A 19,894-nucleotide genomic window follows, 5' to 3' on the forward strand; every position below is an offset into this window, starting at 1 on the left:
ATAAACAAGATGCCTCACGCCGCGTCCCGCTGAAAGTTTCCCCATGCAATCCATTCACGTCGATACCTTTGACGACTGGCGCGACGCAGCGCGGCGTCTGTTGGCGTCGGGCGTTTCACCGACCGACGTGCAATGGATCGGGGGGACAGAGCGATCTCTGTTCGATGACGAGCCGTCGCCAACCGCTGCGGATCTTGGTGGAGAAGGCACAACGCCAAGCGTTCCTAAAGCGTTTTTAGAGCTCGCCCGATATGTCGCCAGCCATCGCGAATCGGGCCGTTGGTCGTTGCTTTATCGAACGTTGTGGCGGCTGACTCACGGTGAACGTCATCTGTTGGAAGTGACAACCGACGACGATGTGTACAGGTTGACGCAAATGCGAAAAGCGGTCAGCCGAGACATCCACAAGATGAAAGCGTTTGTGCGGTTTCGAAAAGTCGATACCATCGACGCGGAGGAGCAGTTTGTCGCGTGGCACCGATCCGACCACCGGATACTTAGGTTGGCCGCTCCATTTTTTGCACGTCGTTTCAGTGGCATGCATTGGTCGATCTTAACGCCTGACGAATCGGTGACTTGGGATCAGACTTCATTGCACTACGGACCGGGAGTGCCCGCGTCGGAAGCTCCCAGCGAGGATGCGTTGGAGGATCTTTGGAAGGCGTATTATGCATCGATCTTTAACCCAGCACGCGTCAAGGTCGCGGCGATGAAGCGCGAGATGCCGGTCCGACACTGGCCCACGCTGCCCGAGGCAGAACTGATCGACGATCTATTGCGAGAGGCTCCGGCACGCGCCGACGCGATGATTCAAACCAACGAAGGCTTTGCGGAAACAGCAGCGCACTTTATGCCCGAGCATGGCGACTTGGTGTCGCTGCGTCAGGCGGCGTCCACCTGCCGTGCCTGTCCGTTGCACCAGTGCGCCACGCAAACGGTGTTTGGCGAAGGTTCGCCAACCGCCCGCATCGTGCTGGTCGGTGAGCAGCCAGGCGACCGCGAAGATATCGAGGGGCATCCGTTTGTCGGACCGGCGGGCAAGCTGCTCGACGAGGCGTTGAAACAAGCGGGGATCGAGCGTCGCGAAGTTTACATCACCAACGTTGTTAAACACTTCAAATTTAGGGAAACCGAGACGCCGCGCGGCAAGCGGCGTTTGCATCAGAAACCGGATTCGCGAGAGATCTACGCCTGTCGGCCTTGGTTGGAAGCGGAGCTTGCCGCGATCGGTCCCCAGGTGATTGTTTGTCTGGGAGCAACCGCGGCCCAAGCGTTGTTTGGACGCGACTTTGCCATCACGAAAGATCGAGGAAACGTGATGCGAACCGATTGGTGCGACATCACGATCGCAACTTGGCATCCGGCAGCGATTCTGCGGATGCAAGATGCGGCGCGACAATCGCAGATGCGGACGCAGCTTGTCGAAGACCTGGCATCGGTTAAGTAGCGGTTCGATGGGGGAACTGGTTTGCTCGCGACTCGGGGGGGAGTTCGCCGGAAGGCTCGACTCCAGCTCTCGCACCGGGATTAGAGATACGCCTCGATCGCTTCGGCGAGCGCTTCGGCAATCGTGTCTTTGTAACGCTCGTCTTTTAGCCTTTTTTCATCCGATTCGGCGTTTGTCTTTCCGGGGCCGGTGATGAAGCTGATTTCCACCAAACAACGAGCCGTCTTGGCGACGTGATTCTGTGGGTTTAAAACGCCCAGTCGTCGCTCATCTTTGATGCCGCGGTCGCGATACCCCGTGGCACCGACCGTCGCTTTCTGAATCAGTTTGGCTAACGCGTACGACTTCTCCGGCGGCCGCGTGCCTGGCCAGACAAGTGTTTCGGTTCCCTGCACACTTGGATTGGAAAAGCCGTTGAAGTGGATCGAAAGAAAGACATCCGCCGCTGCGTCTCGAGCAACGTGAGCTCGCGCCGCAATCCCGACGTTCACATCGGTCTGTCGCGTCATCCGCACGTCGTGCATCGCCGACAGGATTCGCTGCACCCGTTTAGCGAAGTCCAAGGTGAGGTCTTTCTCGAGCGTCCCCTCCGGCGCGGTGGCATTGTTGGCGGAGGATCCGCCTACTTTCGTGTCACCGCCGTGTCCGGCGTCGATCACGATAATCGCCATAACTTCTTGCCTTGTTTCGTGCGGTTTCATGCCTGTCGGACACTTCCGTCATCGCCGGTTGGAAACCGGATCGGGGCGGTGGAGCAATCAAAGATTCCCATTGGTTACGCTGTCGATTTTATCCTGCATCGTTTGGTCGCGGTCGGTGCGTGTTCCGACCTTGATGCTTGTCGTGATGCGCGGCGCCCCCATCGCATGAACACGCTGGTGGCAATGCTTGATCGCGGCAAACACATCATCCCAGTCACCCTCGATATTTGTGCCGTAGGCGTGAAGCTGGTGTTCCAGCCCAGCATCTTGCAAGACCTTCTGACATTCGGCTACGTACTTGCTGACCGAAACGCCAACTCCCATCGGAACGACGCACAGATCGACGATTACTTTCATTTCAATTGATTCCCCAAGGCACCGGCCTTGTCTTCGGTATTCAAGTTGGATCGTCCGCATCCGGCTGGTTTCGACGGCAAGCACATCTGCGGATCGGATCATCGCAACCCAACGGTAGGCGAGATCGTGAGCGTAGTCAAAAAATGGTCCCCCGTCTTCCCGTATGCCGTTTGGGCAAATCAACGGCGAGGACGCGTCAAGGGCAGGGCTGATCAATTTTTCAAACTGGAGCGTCTCAGGAAATGGTAACCCGAAGCGTAAGCGAGGAATTCACACGGCGCCTCGCTTACGCGTCGGGTTACCAAGAGTGCCTAACTCCAAACACTGAACGCCCCTGGCGTCAGGGGACCGGTGACAGGAATTCTGCCGCCGTTACGATATGTTGGCTGAGACCGCGCCGTTATCTCGATCCACGGCACCCACAAAAGCCCCGACCGCGAGTTGCAAACTCGCCGCGAATACAGCTTAAACATTCTGCACCATCTCGCCCCGTCACGGTTTAGATTGGGCAAGCAGTATCTATAGAAACACTTGTGTAGTTTTGCTTCGCAACACGAGTCGTTTTACCGCAAATGTCATCGCAGACCTAGAAAAAACTGGTATGTGGCGTGCTCAGCCGCAGGCGTTCGTTCTCATCCGTGGCCGCGAGTCGATGATCCGCGGCTTGATTAGAAAAATACAGATTTCTTGTGTTGGCCTCCCCACTCTAACTATTAAACTCGTCTACTCGCTCCCATTGGAACTAGTTGACGATGTGGCGCCGATGACGACCGTGCTGGCTAAGACCCCCCAAGGCGCAAGATGCTCTCTGCGAAAAAATATATCGATGGCTTCACTTCACGAATTTTCGAAAAGCGTAAGGCGAGGGCACTTCGCACCGCGTCGCGAACACGTCGCCGGCTGGGTTTACTGGAACAACTGGAAGATCGACGGCTGCTGGCGTTGCTTACGCCGGGCAACGTCGCCGAGCTGATCGCCAACATCAACACGGCCAACGCGAATGGTGAGAACGACACCATCGATCTGGGGGGGCAGACGTTTACGCTGAGCCAGGTCGACAATTCTGATAGCGTTTTCGGTAGCGGTGCGAACGGATTGCCGAGACTTCTGAGTGACGGTGGACATCGGCTCACGATTCAGGATGGAGCCATCGTTCGAGACCAGTCGCAGGGAAGTCCGCAGTTTCGACTTCTTGAAGTGACGTCTGGGGCCGACGTTCAGATTGTCAATCTGACCCTCACCGGAGGGCAAACAGTGAATGGTGGAGGCGTTCTGAACAGCGGCCGGATGAATTTCATCGGCAGCACCGTTTCCCAAAACTCAGCAACACTCCACGGAGGTGGAATCTTCAATTCCGGAAGATTGACTTTGAGCGACACGACGCTCGTCGGCAACGACGCGGATCTTGACGGCGGAGGAATTGAGAGTGAGCAGGGGAGACTCAGCGTTGTGAACAGCACGTTGTCGGGTAATGTCGCTGGCCGGAACGGGGGCGCCATTGACGTGTTGGGCGGCACGCAGGCTATTGTCAGTCAGAGCACCATCGCCGGAAACTCGGCATCCGGCGATGGCGCGTTCTTCATCAACAACGGATCGCTAGCGATTCAAAACACCCTCCTCTCCGGAAACACAGGGGGCGATGGCTCGATAATCAACGGAGGGACCATTTCCGGCAGCAACAATCTGGCGGACGACGCGAGCTTCCCCGGTCGCATTGCCGCAGTGACCAACTTCGAACCCACCCTTGCCGACAACGGCGGTCCCACGCTGACGCACGCGATTCTGGCGGGCAGCAACGCGATTGACATGGGCGACAACGCGTTGGCCATCAATCCCGGAGCCGACGCCATGATCGGCGGAGGCGACGACACACCGCTGGCCACCGATCAACGCGGCACCGGCTTCGCCCGAATTCTGTTCGGAACGGTGGATATCGGGGCGTTTGAAGCCCCTGAAGCTCCGAGCCTGGTCGTGACGACGGATCAGGACGTCACGGACAACACCGACGGGCTCACCAGTCTGCGTGAAGCGATTGCGTTTGCGAACCTCACTCCGAACACGCTGGATGAAATCACGTTCGGTGGCGACGGAACAGGTGGCACAACCAACTTCACCGATGGTACGGCGGATATTATCACGCTGGGTGGCACACAGCTCGGCATTTCGTCTGACCTCACCATCACCGGCCCCGGATCCGACCTGCTGACCGTGAGCGGCGATGACTCCAGCCGAGTGTTCAACATCGCCGACGGTGATCACGACGTGACATTCGATTCGCTCTCGATCGCGGACGGGCGAAGAAGCAGCTCCACAGACGGGGCAGGCATTCAGAACAATTCGCACGGGCAGATTTTGATCACGGATACCGTGCTGACATCCAATGTTGGTGGGAGTGGCGCTGCGGTCTCTTCGCAGGACGGCGATTTGACGGTGCGCGACTCGCAATTCATCGACAACCAGTCGGCCGCGGGTGGCGCGGCGATCACGGTCACGCACAACCCTAATTTTGCAACAGCCCCAGCGACGCACGTCATTATCGAACGCACAACGTTTCGCGAGAATCGATCGACCAACGACGTCAACGGCGGCGGCGGTGTCCTGCTGAATTCCGTTAACGGCGGGCAAATGACGGCGATCATCGCGGATTCCACGTTTGTCGACAACATCGGAGCCGGTGATGCCGGAGCACTTTGGAATCGCATTCCAGACATCGGCACGCTGACCACGATCGTCACTAACAGCACCTTCTCCGGCAACTCCGCCCTTCGCGGCGGGGCGATTCAAAATCAGGGGACGCTGACTCTGGTGAATTCGACCGTCGTCAATAACGACGCCACTGGCGGTGCAAGCCCCGACGGCGGCGGTATACTCACCACCAACACCAACCTGACACTCGTCAACTCGATTGTCGCCGGCAACACGACTGGCGGAGCAACACCCGACGACATTAGCGGAACGATCGACACCACGAACTCCGCATCCAACATCGTCGGCGATGCGGGATCAGCCGGAGGACTCACAGACGGCACGAACAACAACCAGGTCAGTGTTTTGATCACCGATGTGATCGACACAACCCTCGCCGACAACGGCGGCCCCACACTGACGCATGCCCTGATCGCCGGTTCCCCCGCCATCAACGCTGGCGACAATGCACTTGCCACCGGTGATGGGACGACCGGCGGCACGCAACTGTCCACCGACCAGCGTGGCACCGGGTTTGCCCGAATCCTCAATGGCACGGTCGATATCGGGGCGTTTGAGGGTTTTGTCGAAGCCCCCAGTCTGGTTGTGACCACGGCCAGCGATGTCGTCGACAACACCGACTTCCTGACCAGCCTGAGGGAAGCGATTGCGTTTGCAAATCTCACCCCCGACACGCTCGATGAAATCACCTTTGGAGGAGATGGCACAGGCGGAACCACCAATTTCACCGATGCCATCCCGGATGTGATCACGCTCGGCGGCACGCAACTGACGATCTCCTCCGACATCACCATCAACGGGCCGAGTGCTGACCTGTTGACGGTGAGTGGCGATGATGCGTCACGGGTGTTCAACATCGCCAACGGCGATCATGACGTGACATTTGATTCACTCACAATCGCCGACGGATTCACAAACACTGTTGCAGATGGGGCTGGCATTCTGAACACCTCGTCGGGCATGATTCAGCTTCTGAATGGGGCGGTGGTGGATAACACCTCTGGCAGTGACGGAGGCGGAATCCTCTCGTCAAATGGAACCCTCTTGATTCGGGATTCCAGATTCGCGGGCAATTCATCGCACGCCTTTGGAGGTGCAATCCGTGTGAACGCCATTGGGATCAGTTCCACGTTGGTTGTTGAGCGTTCCACATTTGAGAACAACACATCGACGTTGAATGGATCGGGCGGAATTCATCTCAATGCTGTCAACTCCGGGAGCATTACCGCGACAATTAGCGATTCGACGTTTGTGGGAAATACCGCATCGACTTCCCCCAGTGGTCTAGGCGGAGCGATTGAGAACCGTCAATTCGGAAGTGGCAGTGCTGTGACAACGATCATCAACTCGACGTTCTCTGGAAACTCAGCCCGAAGAGGTGGGGCGATCTACAACAACGAAGGCACACTGACGGTGATCAATTCGACCGTCGTCAATAACGACGCCACTGGCGGTGCAAGCCCCGGCGGCGGCGGTATACTCACCACCAACACCAACCTGACACTCGTCAACTCGATTGTCGCCGGCAACACGACTGGCGGAGCAACACCCGACGACATTAGCGGAACGATCGACACCACGAACTCCGCATCCAACATCGTCGGCGATGCGGGATCAGCCGGAGGACTCACAGACGGCACGAACAACAACCAGGTCAGTGTTTTGATCACCGATGTGATCCACACAACCCTCGCCGACAACGGCGGCCCCACGCTGACGCATGCCCTGATCGCCGGTTCCCCCGCCATCAACGCTGGCGACAATGCACTTGCCACCGGTGATGGGACGACCGGCGGCACGCAACTGTCCACCGACCAGCGTGGCACCGGGTTTGCCCGAATCCTCAATGGCACGGTCGATATCGGGGCGTTTGAGGGTTTTGTCGAAGCCCCCAGTCTGGTTGTGACCACGGCCAGCGATGTCGTCGACAACACCGACTTCCTGACCAGCCTGAGGGAAGCGATTGCGTTTGCAAATCTCACCCCCGACACGCTCGATGAAATCACCTTTGGAGGAGATGGCACAGGCGGAACCACCAACTTCACCGATGCCACGCCCGACACGATCACCCTGGGCGGCACGCAGCTCGATATCTCCTCCGACATCACCATCAGCGGCCCCGGATCCGACCTGCTGACCGTCAGCGGCAACAACGCCAGCCGTGTGTTCGACATTGCAGGTGGCGATCACGACGTGACGCTCGATTCGCTGACGATTGCGGAGGGAAACACCGGGTATGGGGATGGCGGTGGAATACGGAATCGGTCGACCGGCACGGTGACGATCAGCGACGCGGTCGTGTCCGACAGCAGGGGGCAAGACGGTGCAGGCATCTACCAGGAGAACGGCACACTCCACTTGGAACGCACCACGGTCCGCGACAACAAGGCGACGTTCGGTGGCGGGATGCTTATCGACGGCGGCAATGTGTCGCTGGTCGACAGTTGGGTGGCCAGTAATACGGCCGAAGGTCATAATAGTGCCGGCGGCGGAATTCGCGTCTATGCCGGAACGCTTACGGTGGTCGGCAGCACGATTTCCGGGAACAGGATAGAGAATGTTGGTCTTCCGGATTATGGCGGTGGGATGAGTATTAGGTCGGCCGGCACCGTTGTCATCATCAACAGCACCGTCTCCGGCAACAGGGGGGGGGCTGGTGGTGGCGGGATCAACAGCAACGGATCGCTGACCATGGTCAACTCGACAGTGACCGGTAATACCGCTGTCAATGGCGGGGGCATTGCACGGGGTATCGGGACGACCACGATCATCAACAGCATCGTGGCGGGCAACACGGCGACAATCGGCACCGCCCCGGACGTCTGGGGCACCTTCGTCGGCGACGCCAACAACCTGATCGGCGATACTACCGACAGCACCGGCTTCACCGGCAGCGACATCACCGCAGTTGACGTCACCACCGTCATCGACACAACCCTCGCCGACAACGGCGGCCCCACACCGACGCACGCCCTGATCACAGGTTCTCCCGCCATTGACGCCGGAGACAACGATCTGTCCACCGAAGACGGCACTGCGACTGGCAACGCCCTCACCACCGACCAGCGCGGCACCGGGTTTGACCGCATTGTCGGCGGGACAGTGGATATCGGAGCGTTTGAAGCGGCAACTCCCGCAACCGCGGACGTGAACCTGTCACTCAGCAGCAACGTGGGCAGCGAAGCCGGTGAAACCGTCATCACGGTCATCGCCACGGCGGATGCCGTCGTCAGCGCCGAGCAAACCGTGACGGTCAATGTCACCGGCATCGGCATCACGTCGGACGACTTCGATCAACTCACGGCCACCATCACCATTGCGGCTGGATCGAACACCGGCACGGCGGATTTCACCATTGAAAATGATACGCTGGTCGAACCGACCGAAACGGCGACCTTTAATCTCTCGAATCCCTCGGCGGGTCTGACGCTGGGCGCGACCACGTCGGGCACCGTTGCGATCACCGACAACGATTCGTACGACACGGAAGTCACGCTTGTTTCAGGTGTGTTGACGATTCAGGATATCAACGGCGGCACGTCCAACGATGACTTGACGCTCAGCTATGCTGCGGGCACCTACACACTTACCGACAATGGTGGATTGACTATCAATGCGCCGATTGCCGGAGCCACGGGCGACGGCACCAGCACCGTCACATTTTCCGGTACCGACGTAACCGGCATCGTGTTTGATACGCTGGGTGGCGATGACACGATCACCGTCGATAGTGTTCAGGCGGCGTTGTCTGGTGGGTTCACCATTACCGGGGGAACAGGTTTCGACCGGGCGGTTGTGAACGGCACGATCGCCACCACCGGGATCGGAGCGGTGAACATCACGACTTCGGGACCAATTGTCCTAAACAGTGGTTCCAGCGTTACGACAGTCAACGGCGGCATTACGCTGAATGCGAATTCCGCAGGTGCTCAAACGGCGCGCTTCATCGGGTTGGACGCGAACAACGCCCTGATTCAAACGACGGGAACTGGCAATATCCAGCTACTGGGCCACGGCGCAGCCACTGACAGTGGCACCTCGGACCTTTACGGCGTCGACCTGCGAGGCGGAACTCGTGTCCGTTCGACAGCGACCGGTTCCAGTGCGGGAATGATCACGATCACCGGGTCCGGCGGAAATGCGGCGTCCAATAATTTCGGCGTGCGAATTCTAGGCAGCACCACGAACGTCAGCAGTGTCGATGGCGACATCCTGATCACCGGGGCGGGCGGCAACGGATCGAGCTTGTACAATCATGGTATTTTAGCGAGTGGCGGAAGAATCGAATCGACAGGTGCAGGGGAGAACGCAGCCTCGATCATCATCACCGGAACCGGCGGCCGCGGCCCGACTGAAGATGACGGTGTGCGAATCAATGGTTTTCAGGTAAGCAGCGTAGCTGGCGAGATCACGATCACTGGCACTGGCAACGGAGAAGCACCTGATTTCCGGGCCAGTGGCGCCAGCATTATCGGCGGCGGGACCGCCACGGGCGCGATCACGATCAACGCCAATTCGATCGCGTTGCAGGGCACCACCAATGTTCAGTCGACCGCTGCGTTGACCATCCGGCCTCGCACGGCGGGTACGACCATCGGCATCGGCGGCGGCACGGGCGACCTGAACCTCGACGACACGGAACTGGGAATGCTCAGCGACGGTTTCAGCAGCATCACGATCGGCGATGCCAGCAGCGGTGACATCGACATCAACACCGCGACATTCCATGACGCGTTGAACCTGATCACCGGCGGTGAGGTCCATGATCTTACTGGCGCAGATCTCAACATGTCCGGTGGCGACACCGTAACCGTTGATGGCACGGTGGCTCCCGGTCAATCGCCCGGAATTCTTAGTGTCACTGGTAACTTTGCCTTTGCTGATAACAGCACCTACGAAGTCGAGATCAATGGTAATTCACCGGGCACGTCGTACGATCAGATCGACGCGACGGGGGCCGTTTCAATCGGATCGGGCGTTGCTCTGGATCTGGGCGGACTTGCTGGATTTGTGGGCAGCCGCGTAGGAGGCGAATCATTTAAAATCATCAATCGCACCGGCGGCACGGGCACATTCGATGGACTGCCTGAAGGTGCCACGATCAGCAACTTCTTTAGCGGTGACGGTGGTAGGGCACCGCTCGATGCAACGATCACTTATCAAGGTGGTGATGGGGACGACGTAGTACTGACGGTCATCCACCCCGAAGCTGACCTTTCGGTCACCGTGGATGATGGTCAAACCACAGCGATCCCTGGTGATCCCGTCACTTACACCATTTTCGTCACCAACGATGGCCCCTACTTCGGATCTCTTCTGTCAATTCTCAGTACATTGCCAGCCAGCCTGACGGGGGTAAGTGTTGCCAGCATCACGCCAACTGGCGGAACTTCTGGCATCACGGACAATTCTTCTGGAAACGAACTCGATATCGATGTCGTTAAAATGCCTGTTAGCGGCACACTCACCATTACAGTGACGGGCACCATTGATCCCGGTGTCACGGGCTCTCTGGATGTCACGGTGAATGTTCCGTATCCCAATGACCCCGTCACTGGCAATAATACGGCAACCGATACGAACACGATCGCCTCTGCGGAAACCCCCAGCCTGGTCGTGACCACTGACGCGGACATCGAAGATGAGTTCGACGGACTCACCAGCCTGCGGGAAGCGATTGCGTTTGCGAACTCCAATCCCGACGCCAGTACAATCACGTTTGGCGGAGACGGCACCGGCGGCACCACCAATTTCACCGATGCCATCCCGGATGTGATCACGCTGGGCGGTACCGAGTTGACGATCTCGTCCGACATCACCATCAACGGGCCGAGTGCTGACCTGTTGACGGTGAGTGGCGATGATGCGTCAAGGGTGTTCAACATCGCCAACGGCGATCATGACGTGACATTTGATTCGCTGACCATCGCGGATGGAAAGACGGACCACTTAAATCGTGATGGTGCGGGCATTCGGAGCAATTCGCACGGGCAGATTTCGATCACTAATGCTGTGTTGTCCTCGAATGCTGGGGTAGAAAGCGGCGCGGTCTCTTCGCTGGACGGCGATTTGACGGTGCGCGACTCGCAATTTATCGACAACCAGTCGGACGGGCTTGGCGCGGCGATCACGGTCACGCACAACCCTAATTTTGCAACAGTCCCGGCGACGCACGTCATTATCGAACGCACAACGTTTCGCGAGAATCGATCGACCAACAACGTCACCGGCGGCGGCGGTGTCGTGCTGAATTCCGTTAACGGCGGGCAAATGACGGCGATCATCGCGGATTCCACGTTTGTCGACAACATCGGAGCCGGTGATGCCGGAGCACTTTGGAATCGCATTCCAGACATCGGCACGCTGACCACGATCGTCACTAACAGCACCTTCTCCGGCAACTCCGCCCGTCGCGGCGGGGCGATTCAAAATCTGGGGACGCTGACTCTGGTGAATTCGACCGTCGTCAATAACGACGCCACTGGCGGTGCAAGCCCCGACGGCGGCGGTATACTCACCACCAACACCAACCTGACACTCGTCAACTCGATTGTCGCCGGCAACACGACTGGCGGAGCAACACCCGACGACATTAGCGGAACGATCGACACCACGAACTCCGCATCCAACATCGTCGGCGATGCGGGATCAGCCGGAGGACTCACAGACGGCACGAACAACAACCAGGTCAGTGTTTTGATCACCGATGTGATCGACACAACCCTCGCCAACAACGGCGGCCCCACGCTGACGCATGCCCTGATCGCCGGTTCCCCCGCCATCAACGCTGGCGACAATGCACTTGCCACCGGTGATGGGACGACCGGCGGCACGCAACTGTCCACCGATCAACGCGGCACCGGGTTTGCCCGAATCCTCAATGGCACGGTCGATATCGGGGCGTTTGAGGGTTTTGTCGAAGCCCCCAGTCTGGTTGTGACCACGGCCAGCGATGTCGTCGACAACACCGACTTCCTGACCAGCCTGAGGGAAGCGATTGCGTTTGCAAATCTCACCCCCGACACGCTCGATGAAATCACCTTTGGAGGAGATGGCACAGGCGGAACCACCAATTTCACCGATGCCATCCCGGATGTGATCACGCTCGGCGGCACGCAACTGACGATCTCCTCCGACATCACCATCAACGGGCCGAGTGCTGACCTGTTGACGGTGAGTGGCGATGATGCGTCACGGGTGTTCAACATCGCCAACGGCGATCATGACGTGACATTTGATTCACTCACAATCGCCGACGGATTCACAAACACTGTTGCAGATGGGGCTGGCATTCTGAACACCTCGTCGGGCATGATTCAGCTTCTGAATGGGGCGGTGGTGGATAACACCTCTGGCAGTGACGGAGGCGGAATCCTCTCGTCAAATGGAACCCTCTTGATTCGGGATTCCAGATTCGCGGGCAATTCATCGCACGCCTTTGGAGGTGCAATCCGTGTGAACGCCATTGGGATCAGTTCCACGTTGGTTGTTGAGCGTTCCACATTTGAGAACAACACATCGACGTTGAATGGATCGGGCGGAATTCATCTCAATGCTGTCAACTCCGGGAGCATTACCGCGACAATTAGCGATTCGACGTTTGTGGGAAATACCGCATCGACTTCCCCCAGTGGTCTAGGCGGAGCGATTGAGAACCGTCAATTCGGAAGTGGCAGTGCTGTGACAACGATCATCAACTCGACGTTCTCTGGAAACTCAGCCCGAAGAGGTGGGGCGATCTACAACAACGAAGGCACACTGACGGTGATCAATTCGACCGTCGTCAATAACGACGCCACTGGCGGTGCAAGCCCCGACGGCGGCGGTATACTCACCACCAACACCAACCTGACACTCGTCAACTCGATTGTCGCCGGCAACACGACTGGCGGAGCAACACCCGACGACATTAGCGGAACGATCGACACCACGAACTCCGCATCCAACATCGTCGGCGATGCGGGATCAGCCGGAGGACTCACAGACGGCACGAACAACAACCAGGTCAGTGTTTTGATCACCGATGTGATCGACACAACCCTCGCCAACACTGGCGGAGCAACACCCGACGACATTAGCGGAACGATCGACACCACGAACTCCGCATCCAACATCGTCGGCGATGCGGGATCAGCCGGAGGACTCACAGACGGCACGAACAACAACCAGGTCAGTGTTTTGATCACCGATGTGATCGACACAACCCTCGCCAACAACGGCGGCCCCACGCTGACGCATGCCCTGATGATCGACACCACGAACTCCGCATCCAACATCGTCGGCGATGCGGGATCAGCCGGAGGACTCACAGACGGCACGAACAACAACCAGGTCAGTGTTTTGATCACCGATGTGATCGACACAACCCTCGCCAACAACGGCGGCCCCACGCTGACGCATGCCCTGATCGCCGGTTCCCCCGCCATCAACGCTGGCGACAATGCACTTGCCACCGGTGATGGGACGACCGGCGGCACGCAACTGTCCACCGATCAACGCGGCACCGGGTTTGACCGCATCATCGGGGACACGGTGGATATCGGTGCGTTTGAATCTTCAGTACCCCGAATATCGGTCAGCCTTGCTAACGGCGTGGATACGGCGTTTCCTGGTGAGCTGATCTTCTACGACGTCGACCTTCAAGGCTCCTCAGAAATTGTCGACTTCACGGTGACTGTCAATGGCATCACCTATGACAACCTCCCAGCTGGAGTTTTCAGCGTCCCCGTCGATGCTCCGACCACTCCGGGGCCGTTCACCACGACGATCCAGGTCGATGGCAACTACATCGACGGCACGACACCAAAAACCGTCGAGGAAGCGTTGATCGTGGAAACACAAATCCTAAGTCCTGCCGAAGTGAACTTGAGCCTCAGCACCAACAGCGGAGCGGAAGCCGATGAAACCGAGATCACGGTCACGGCAATGGCCGATTCAACGGTCGTCGGTGACCAATGGGTCAATCTGGGCGTCAGCAATGGCGCAATCACGGCAGGTGACTACTCGCTCACCGACGACGATCCCAACACGTCGGGGATTCAAATACTGATACCCGATGGTCAGTCCAGCGGCAGCGTGACGTTTACCGTCACCGACGATGACTTGGTCGAAGCGCTGGAAACCGCGACATTGACGATTTCCGCCCCCTCCAGCGGATTGACCCTGGGCAGCACGCCAATCCAGGACATCCAGATCACCGATAACGACTTTGCCACACTGTCGATCGAAGCCGCAGAGATTCTCGAAGGCGACAGCGGCACGACTCTGCTGGAATTCACCGTTACGCTCGACGGCAAGTTGTCCGAAGGCATCAGTCCAGGGTATGAGACCGTCGATGGCTCGGCATCTGGAGGTTTTGTAACCGGCTCAGATTTCCAGCCTGCAGATACTCACGTCCAATTCGATCCGTCGAACTCTGCGACACAGCAGAAAACCTTTACGATCACAATCAATGGTGACACGGATGTCGAACAGGATGAGACGTTCTTCGTCGATCTGTCGCCTCAATTCGGTACGGGCGGTCAAGATATTCGCGTCGTCCCTGGTAAAGGTCGCGCGACCGGGACGATTCTGAATGACGATGTTCAAACCGGTCCTCAACTGTTCTTTAAAGAGGTGCTCGACGAGCGTGTCTGGTTGGGCGTCAATGACATCTCGCCCGACGGCATCATCGTCTTCGCGTGGGGGACCGAAACCGGCGAGACCTACCTGCCTCAGTATGGAGTGACGCTGGGCATTGCCAATGCGACACTTATTTCATTGGCCGAAGGGGGCGCCGACGGCACGACGTCGGGAATCATTCCGATTCCCTTTACCCCCGAAGGTCAAGCTTACCTGTTCCAAGCCTTTGAGATGGCTCCCAATCCGCAGGTAACCAACGTCTTGCCGCTGAACATCGCCGGTTCGCCGGTGGTCGTGATGCCGAACAACGCCGCTCCAGAACCGGTCGCGGAACTCCCCAACTTCACCGCAACGGTCGGGAAGCCCTTCGAATTCGATATCGCCGACGATCCCTTCGTCGATCCCGATTCGGAAACGCCGTTGTTCTACAACGCCCGTCAAACCGATGGATCGCCGCTACCCGAATGGCTCGACTTTGATCCGGCGAACCTCTCGTTCCACAGCAACGCGATCCCGGAATCGGGCCAATGGTCGATCACGGTTACCGCAACGGATCGCGGCACCCCGGTTCAATTCAGCAGCACCACGTTTGTGTTGCGCGCGATTGCCGATCGGAGCGTTTGGCAAAACCGTTCGGAAGCTGTCGATGTCAATGGCGATGGTAACACGACGCCCGTCGATGCCTTGATCGTCCTGAATCACTTGAACTCCGTGGACGATACCGCGCTTTCGGCGCAGCGTGCCGACGGCGAATTCCAGATCGACGTCAACGGCGACCATCAGGTGACTCCTATCGATGCCTTGCGCGTCCTCAATTGGTTGAATCAGTCGACCGCGGCTTCCAACGTATTGGTGGCACCGTCGGGAGAGTATCACGGCGACGAAGAGGAGCATGCAGAATCGGCGAACTTGAACGATGCCGCGTTTGCGAACGCACCAAAGATTGGCTCCCTTGACAGTTTCTCGGTTGCCACAGCGTTTTCCCCAGTGCACGACGGAGCGAACGTCGACGAAGTCGATGACCAAGACGACCAGCAGGAGAGCAAAGAGGAATACGAGGAACGCGTCGATAAGATTTTCGCCGACGTTTTCTAGTTCGACCTCCTGGAACCGGTGGCAAACGGGAGACGTCTGGCTTGTTCTCCCGTAACTCTCCCCCACGGAAGCGAAAGACACGCGACCGGTTGCGATCGAGAAAGGCACAACAAGTCGGGACGCCGGCGGCGGCATCCCATACGGCGTTCCGACATGTTGATTCCCAACGCGTTAAAAAAACGCATCGAGACGCATGACCTGTATTGGACCTTGGTGCATCCGGATCGACACCGGTCAATGCCGGACGTGCCGTGTCTAAGATGAGGGAAATCCGCTGGCATAACGCCCCGAATTCCGCAGACGAATGAACACGAAACCGTCGCAGGGCAGACGGAAATCGCTGCCGCGTCCGAACCTGTCCTGAGGGGCGAAGCTCCGATCCATTGCAATCGCCCAGGCCAAAGCGTGACGAGCCCCCACGAGCGAAGCGCCGGCTTGGGTTTGGTGCGACAAATAATCGAACGTAGGACCAACGGTCCGGCGATTTTTTCTTGAACGCTTCGATGCTGACTCCTCTTGAATGCTCCGAACCGATACCACTTGAAACACGATTTCTAATCCGCCGATTGCGTCGGCTAATCACGATCGTTCTGCCCGCGAATAACGCAAAGTTACGCGAAACAAAGGGGTGCTGAAGGAGGACTGTTTGCCTAACACAGGTCAATGCGAAATGCTGGCAAGTGGAACCAAGTCCTCCCGACCGGCGCCCAGCGAGAAGCTCCGCTCCAACAGTAACCGTGGCAGATCCTGCGCGTCGAACAACCAAATCGTGTCGCCGTCATCACCGCGACAAGCCACCATTTCCGCTCTCACTAACTCAGCGGATAAGCATCTGCATTCCACGGGGCCTTTCAACCGTATTTTGTCATGTCATCCAAATGTGGCTGCATCGAGAATACACGTCTATCCGTCAACAGGATGTCCACGTCCACTGAATGGGCCCCAACGCGGGGAACCACGCATCCGACCGCGAATTGATCATGCTCCAACTCCTCAACACGGCAGCGGATGCACGATCCGCTGCATCCGGAACCTGCGTTTAACACGACTCGTGACGCTTCCGCGATGTCAACGCTGCGATATCGTTGGATCGCGTGCTTGGAATCGGATGAACGATTGTTGCCAGCCAGTCCACTAAACGTGCCTGCAACCATGGCATTGTGGGGTTGGGTGACAGCAAAACCGACGTACGTTCCTTCTCAAACTATCCTAGCGAAGGGGGCCTCTGTGTGCGGGGACGTCTTTCACCGCAATGGTGGTTTTTTTATTGACAGCACCAACAGTGCTGGTACACTCCGGGGGCACCTGAGTGCTCCCCAGCGGTGGGGTCCCGCGCGGCGTCGCCACCTGCCGGGGCACATTCTTCCGTAGAGCGATGATCGCAACTTCGGCTAAGGCTAAGTATTGAGGACGTGTGTCGTGCCAATAGAATCATCAACCCAAGCAACTCCAACGAAGGCACGCCGGATATTCCTGGATCTACGTTCGAAGATTCTCAGCGGGCAAATGGTTGCCGACACCCGCTTAACCCTACGCCCTATTGCTGGCGAATACGGAACGGGAATTAATGCTGCGTCCGAGGCGATCAAGGCGTTGGCTGCTGAGGGGTTGGTTCGCTTGGAGGGCAAGTCGGGGGCACGTGTCATCACGCGAGACCTGAATCGCGTCCGCAGCGAAGGGGTGCTACGCATGGCAATCGAATGTGAAGCGGCCCGGCGATGCGCTGAACGTGTCGACAACGTGCAGCTTTCGGTGTTGCGTGGGCTCGCTGACAAGGTCGACCGGCTGTTTGCTGCTGGCGATGACCTCAAGGGCTGTCGCAACGCAGACATTGCGTTCCATCGAACCATTGTTGAGTTCTGTGGTGTGCCCGAGCTGTGGCCTTCGTTAATGCCATTGCTGGATAGATTGGTGACCTTGGATCAAACCGAAAACCGGACAACCGAAATACCGGGTCAAAAACACATAGAGGTTTATGAGGGGCTGAAGTCCCGCGATCCAGAACAGGCTGCAATTGCAATGCGCCAACATCTGGAACACTCATTGAGTATGGCCCTCGCATCATTTTACACCTAAGTTGTTGATCGCAATTCGACGCACTGTCCGCGTCCACGCTGCCACCGCAAAAACTACCAGAATCGCAAGATTCTGGCCCACCAATCCACCCTCCATAAGGTACCGCGAACTGCATCGCTCGGCGTGTGTTCCCGCTTCGCCAGAGTCAATCGCGCATTGAATCCAATTCATATTTTGTTGCTTCTATTCAGTAATAGCAAATTGAGGAGATTGACGTATGTATGTTTGCACGAATCGAAAACGAACAGCGTTTACTTTGGTAGAGCTGTTGGTTGTGATTGCGATTATCGGCATTTTGGTTGGGCTGTTGTTGCCCGCGGTCCAGCAAGCACGCGAGGCGGCGCGGCGCATGCAATGTTCGAACCGTTTGAAACAGACGGCTTTGGCGTTGCACAATTATGAATCGAGCTATGGGCGAATGCCTCCTGGGTGTGTTGGGACAACGATATTTAGTCAACCTCAATACCCAACCGGGCCCGATTCAGGGAAATTCCACAGTCGCCTTGGTTGGATTACATTGTTGTTGCCCTACATCGAACAGGGGCCAATGGCTGATATGATTGCAAATCACAACCCCAACGGAGAGTTACCGCTTTACTGGAACGGCGCAAGCGGCGGTATTGAAACACTGTTTTGTCCAAGCGATCCTGGGGCTGGGAAAACAGAGTACCTCCGTGCTGTTGGTCCCGTTGACGTGAGGGAATCGACTTTCAGCAACTACGTCGGCTGCCAAGGATCTACGGGAACAATGGTGGGAACGGATGTGACAGGTTCAAGATTAGATGGGATCTTCATTCCAAGACATGGCACCAAGTTTCGTGATATTACCGATGGCACCTCCAACACGTTGATGCTCAGTGAAATACTGTTGCCTGAGAATAACACCTCCAGTTCCAATATTGGTAACGCTTCCGATTGGCGCGGACTTGTCTGGAATGTTTTCGGTCCAACAGTTTTGTTCAGCACACGGAATCCGCCCAACACACGTTCGGCGGACCGAATGGTACGTTGCAGCAATCCTCAACGAACGCCATGTGTCGTCACCGGAACCTCCTCGAGCCAATATCTTCATGCTCGGAGTATGCATCCCGGGGGAATCCAGGGTGCGTTGGCGGACGGGTCAGTCCGTTTTATTGCCGAAACGATTTCAACGACGACATACCGCCATTTCGGAAGTCGCAACGACGGAAATGTCCTGGAGCCGTTTTAGTAGATGTTCTTCCCATTGGAAAAACATGAACTGCTAAATGTGGCCCCCCCACACCGTCGGCGTAGCGCCTGCGCGGAGTTTGTTGCAGGCGGCTACTAAACTCGCAGTGAACGGATTGTGAGTATCGAATATTGAAATGTGTTTCAGTTGAAATTGAGTTGTCTTCTAAGGAAATGTCGCGGTGATTAAAAATTGGAAATCGACAATGTTATCCGTCATAGCTTTACTGCTTGGGTGTGAACATTCTGAACTCCCTGTCCAGCCTGGGATGACAATCGTAACTGGGACCGTAACCTTTGACCAACAACCCTTGGAGTATGGGCAAATTTCCTTTATCCCCAACGACCCAGGTGACCACCATGTACCAGACGGGGAGTTCATCGCAGCGATCGAGTCAGGGCGATTTGAAATCGAGGTACTTCCGGGTACTCATCGAGTGGAAATTGTCAAAAACGAAGACTTGGACCCCGACGATCCCGGCAATACTCGCCAGGTGATTTCGGAACGGTATAACGCCAACAGCGAACTAACCGCAACCGTTGAGATGAATTCGGGCACCGATCTTGCTTTTGCATTGGTGTCAGCGAACGAGTAGCTGGAACTCGATTGTCTGCACTACATGTCGACCGATACTTAATACAACGGTTGCGAACCGTTGGTAGGGCACGGCGGATGTAATCC

Annotated in this window: 7 protein-coding genes; 5 read left to right on the forward strand and 2 right to left on the reverse strand. The window is 57.2% G+C overall.

Going from position 1 to position 19,894, the window contains the following annotated elements:
- The first annotated feature begins 43 nt into the window (after window positions 1-43).
- Window positions 44-1,447 (forward strand): UdgX family uracil-DNA binding protein, encoded by a 1,404-nt coding sequence (locus tag EC9_RS15425; protein ID WP_145346624.1) that lies wholly within the window; start codon window positions 44-46, stop codon window positions 1,445-1,447.
- An 80-nt stretch (window positions 1,448-1,527) separates the two neighbouring features.
- On the opposite strand, the gene EC9_RS15430 is transcribed toward EC9_RS15425, so the two are convergent.
- Window positions 1,528-2,118, reverse strand: coding sequence for an N-acetylmuramoyl-L-alanine amidase family protein (locus EC9_RS15430; protein ID WP_218934169.1), 591 nt, complete (start codon window positions 2,116-2,118; stop codon window positions 1,528-1,530).
- An 87-nt stretch (window positions 2,119-2,205) separates the two neighbouring features.
- Window positions 2,206-2,505, reverse strand: a complete 300-nt coding sequence (locus tag EC9_RS15435; RefSeq protein ID WP_145346626.1) for an MTH1187 family thiamine-binding protein — start codon at window positions 2,503-2,505, stop codon at window positions 2,206-2,208.
- 801 nt (window positions 2,506-3,306) lie between these two features.
- On the opposite strand from EC9_RS15435, the gene EC9_RS15440 reads away from it, so the two are divergent.
- From EC9_RS15440 to EC9_RS15455, 4 genes are all read left to right on the forward strand, one after another.
- The gene (locus tag EC9_RS15440) at window positions 3,307-15,927 is read left to right on the forward strand and encodes a choice-of-anchor Q domain-containing protein (protein WP_145346627.1); all 12,621 of its coding nucleotides are present in this window, start codon (window positions 3,307-3,309) and stop codon (window positions 15,925-15,927) included.
- A gap of 1,419 nt (window positions 15,928-17,346) precedes the next feature.
- The gene (locus EC9_RS15445) at window positions 17,347-18,003 is read left to right on the forward strand and encodes a GntR family transcriptional regulator (RefSeq protein ID WP_218934170.1); all 657 of its coding nucleotides are present in this window, start codon (window positions 17,347-17,349) and stop codon (window positions 18,001-18,003) included.
- Window positions 18,004-18,220: 217 nt separating this feature from the next.
- Complete coding sequence (locus EC9_RS15450) at window positions 18,221-19,213, forward strand: DUF1559 domain-containing protein (protein ID WP_145349175.1); 993 nt, start codon at window positions 18,221-18,223, stop codon at window positions 19,211-19,213.
- Between the two features lie 268 nt (window positions 19,214-19,481).
- Window positions 19,482-19,808, forward strand: coding sequence for a hypothetical protein (locus EC9_RS15455; protein WP_145346629.1), 327 nt, complete (start codon window positions 19,482-19,484; stop codon window positions 19,806-19,808).
- The last annotated feature ends 86 nt before the right edge of the window (window positions 19,809-19,894 follow it).

Origin of the sequence: Rosistilla ulvae (genome assembly GCF_007741475.1) — a bacterium.
GTDB lineage: Bacteria > Planctomycetota > Planctomycetia > Pirellulales > Pirellulaceae > Rosistilla > Rosistilla ulvae.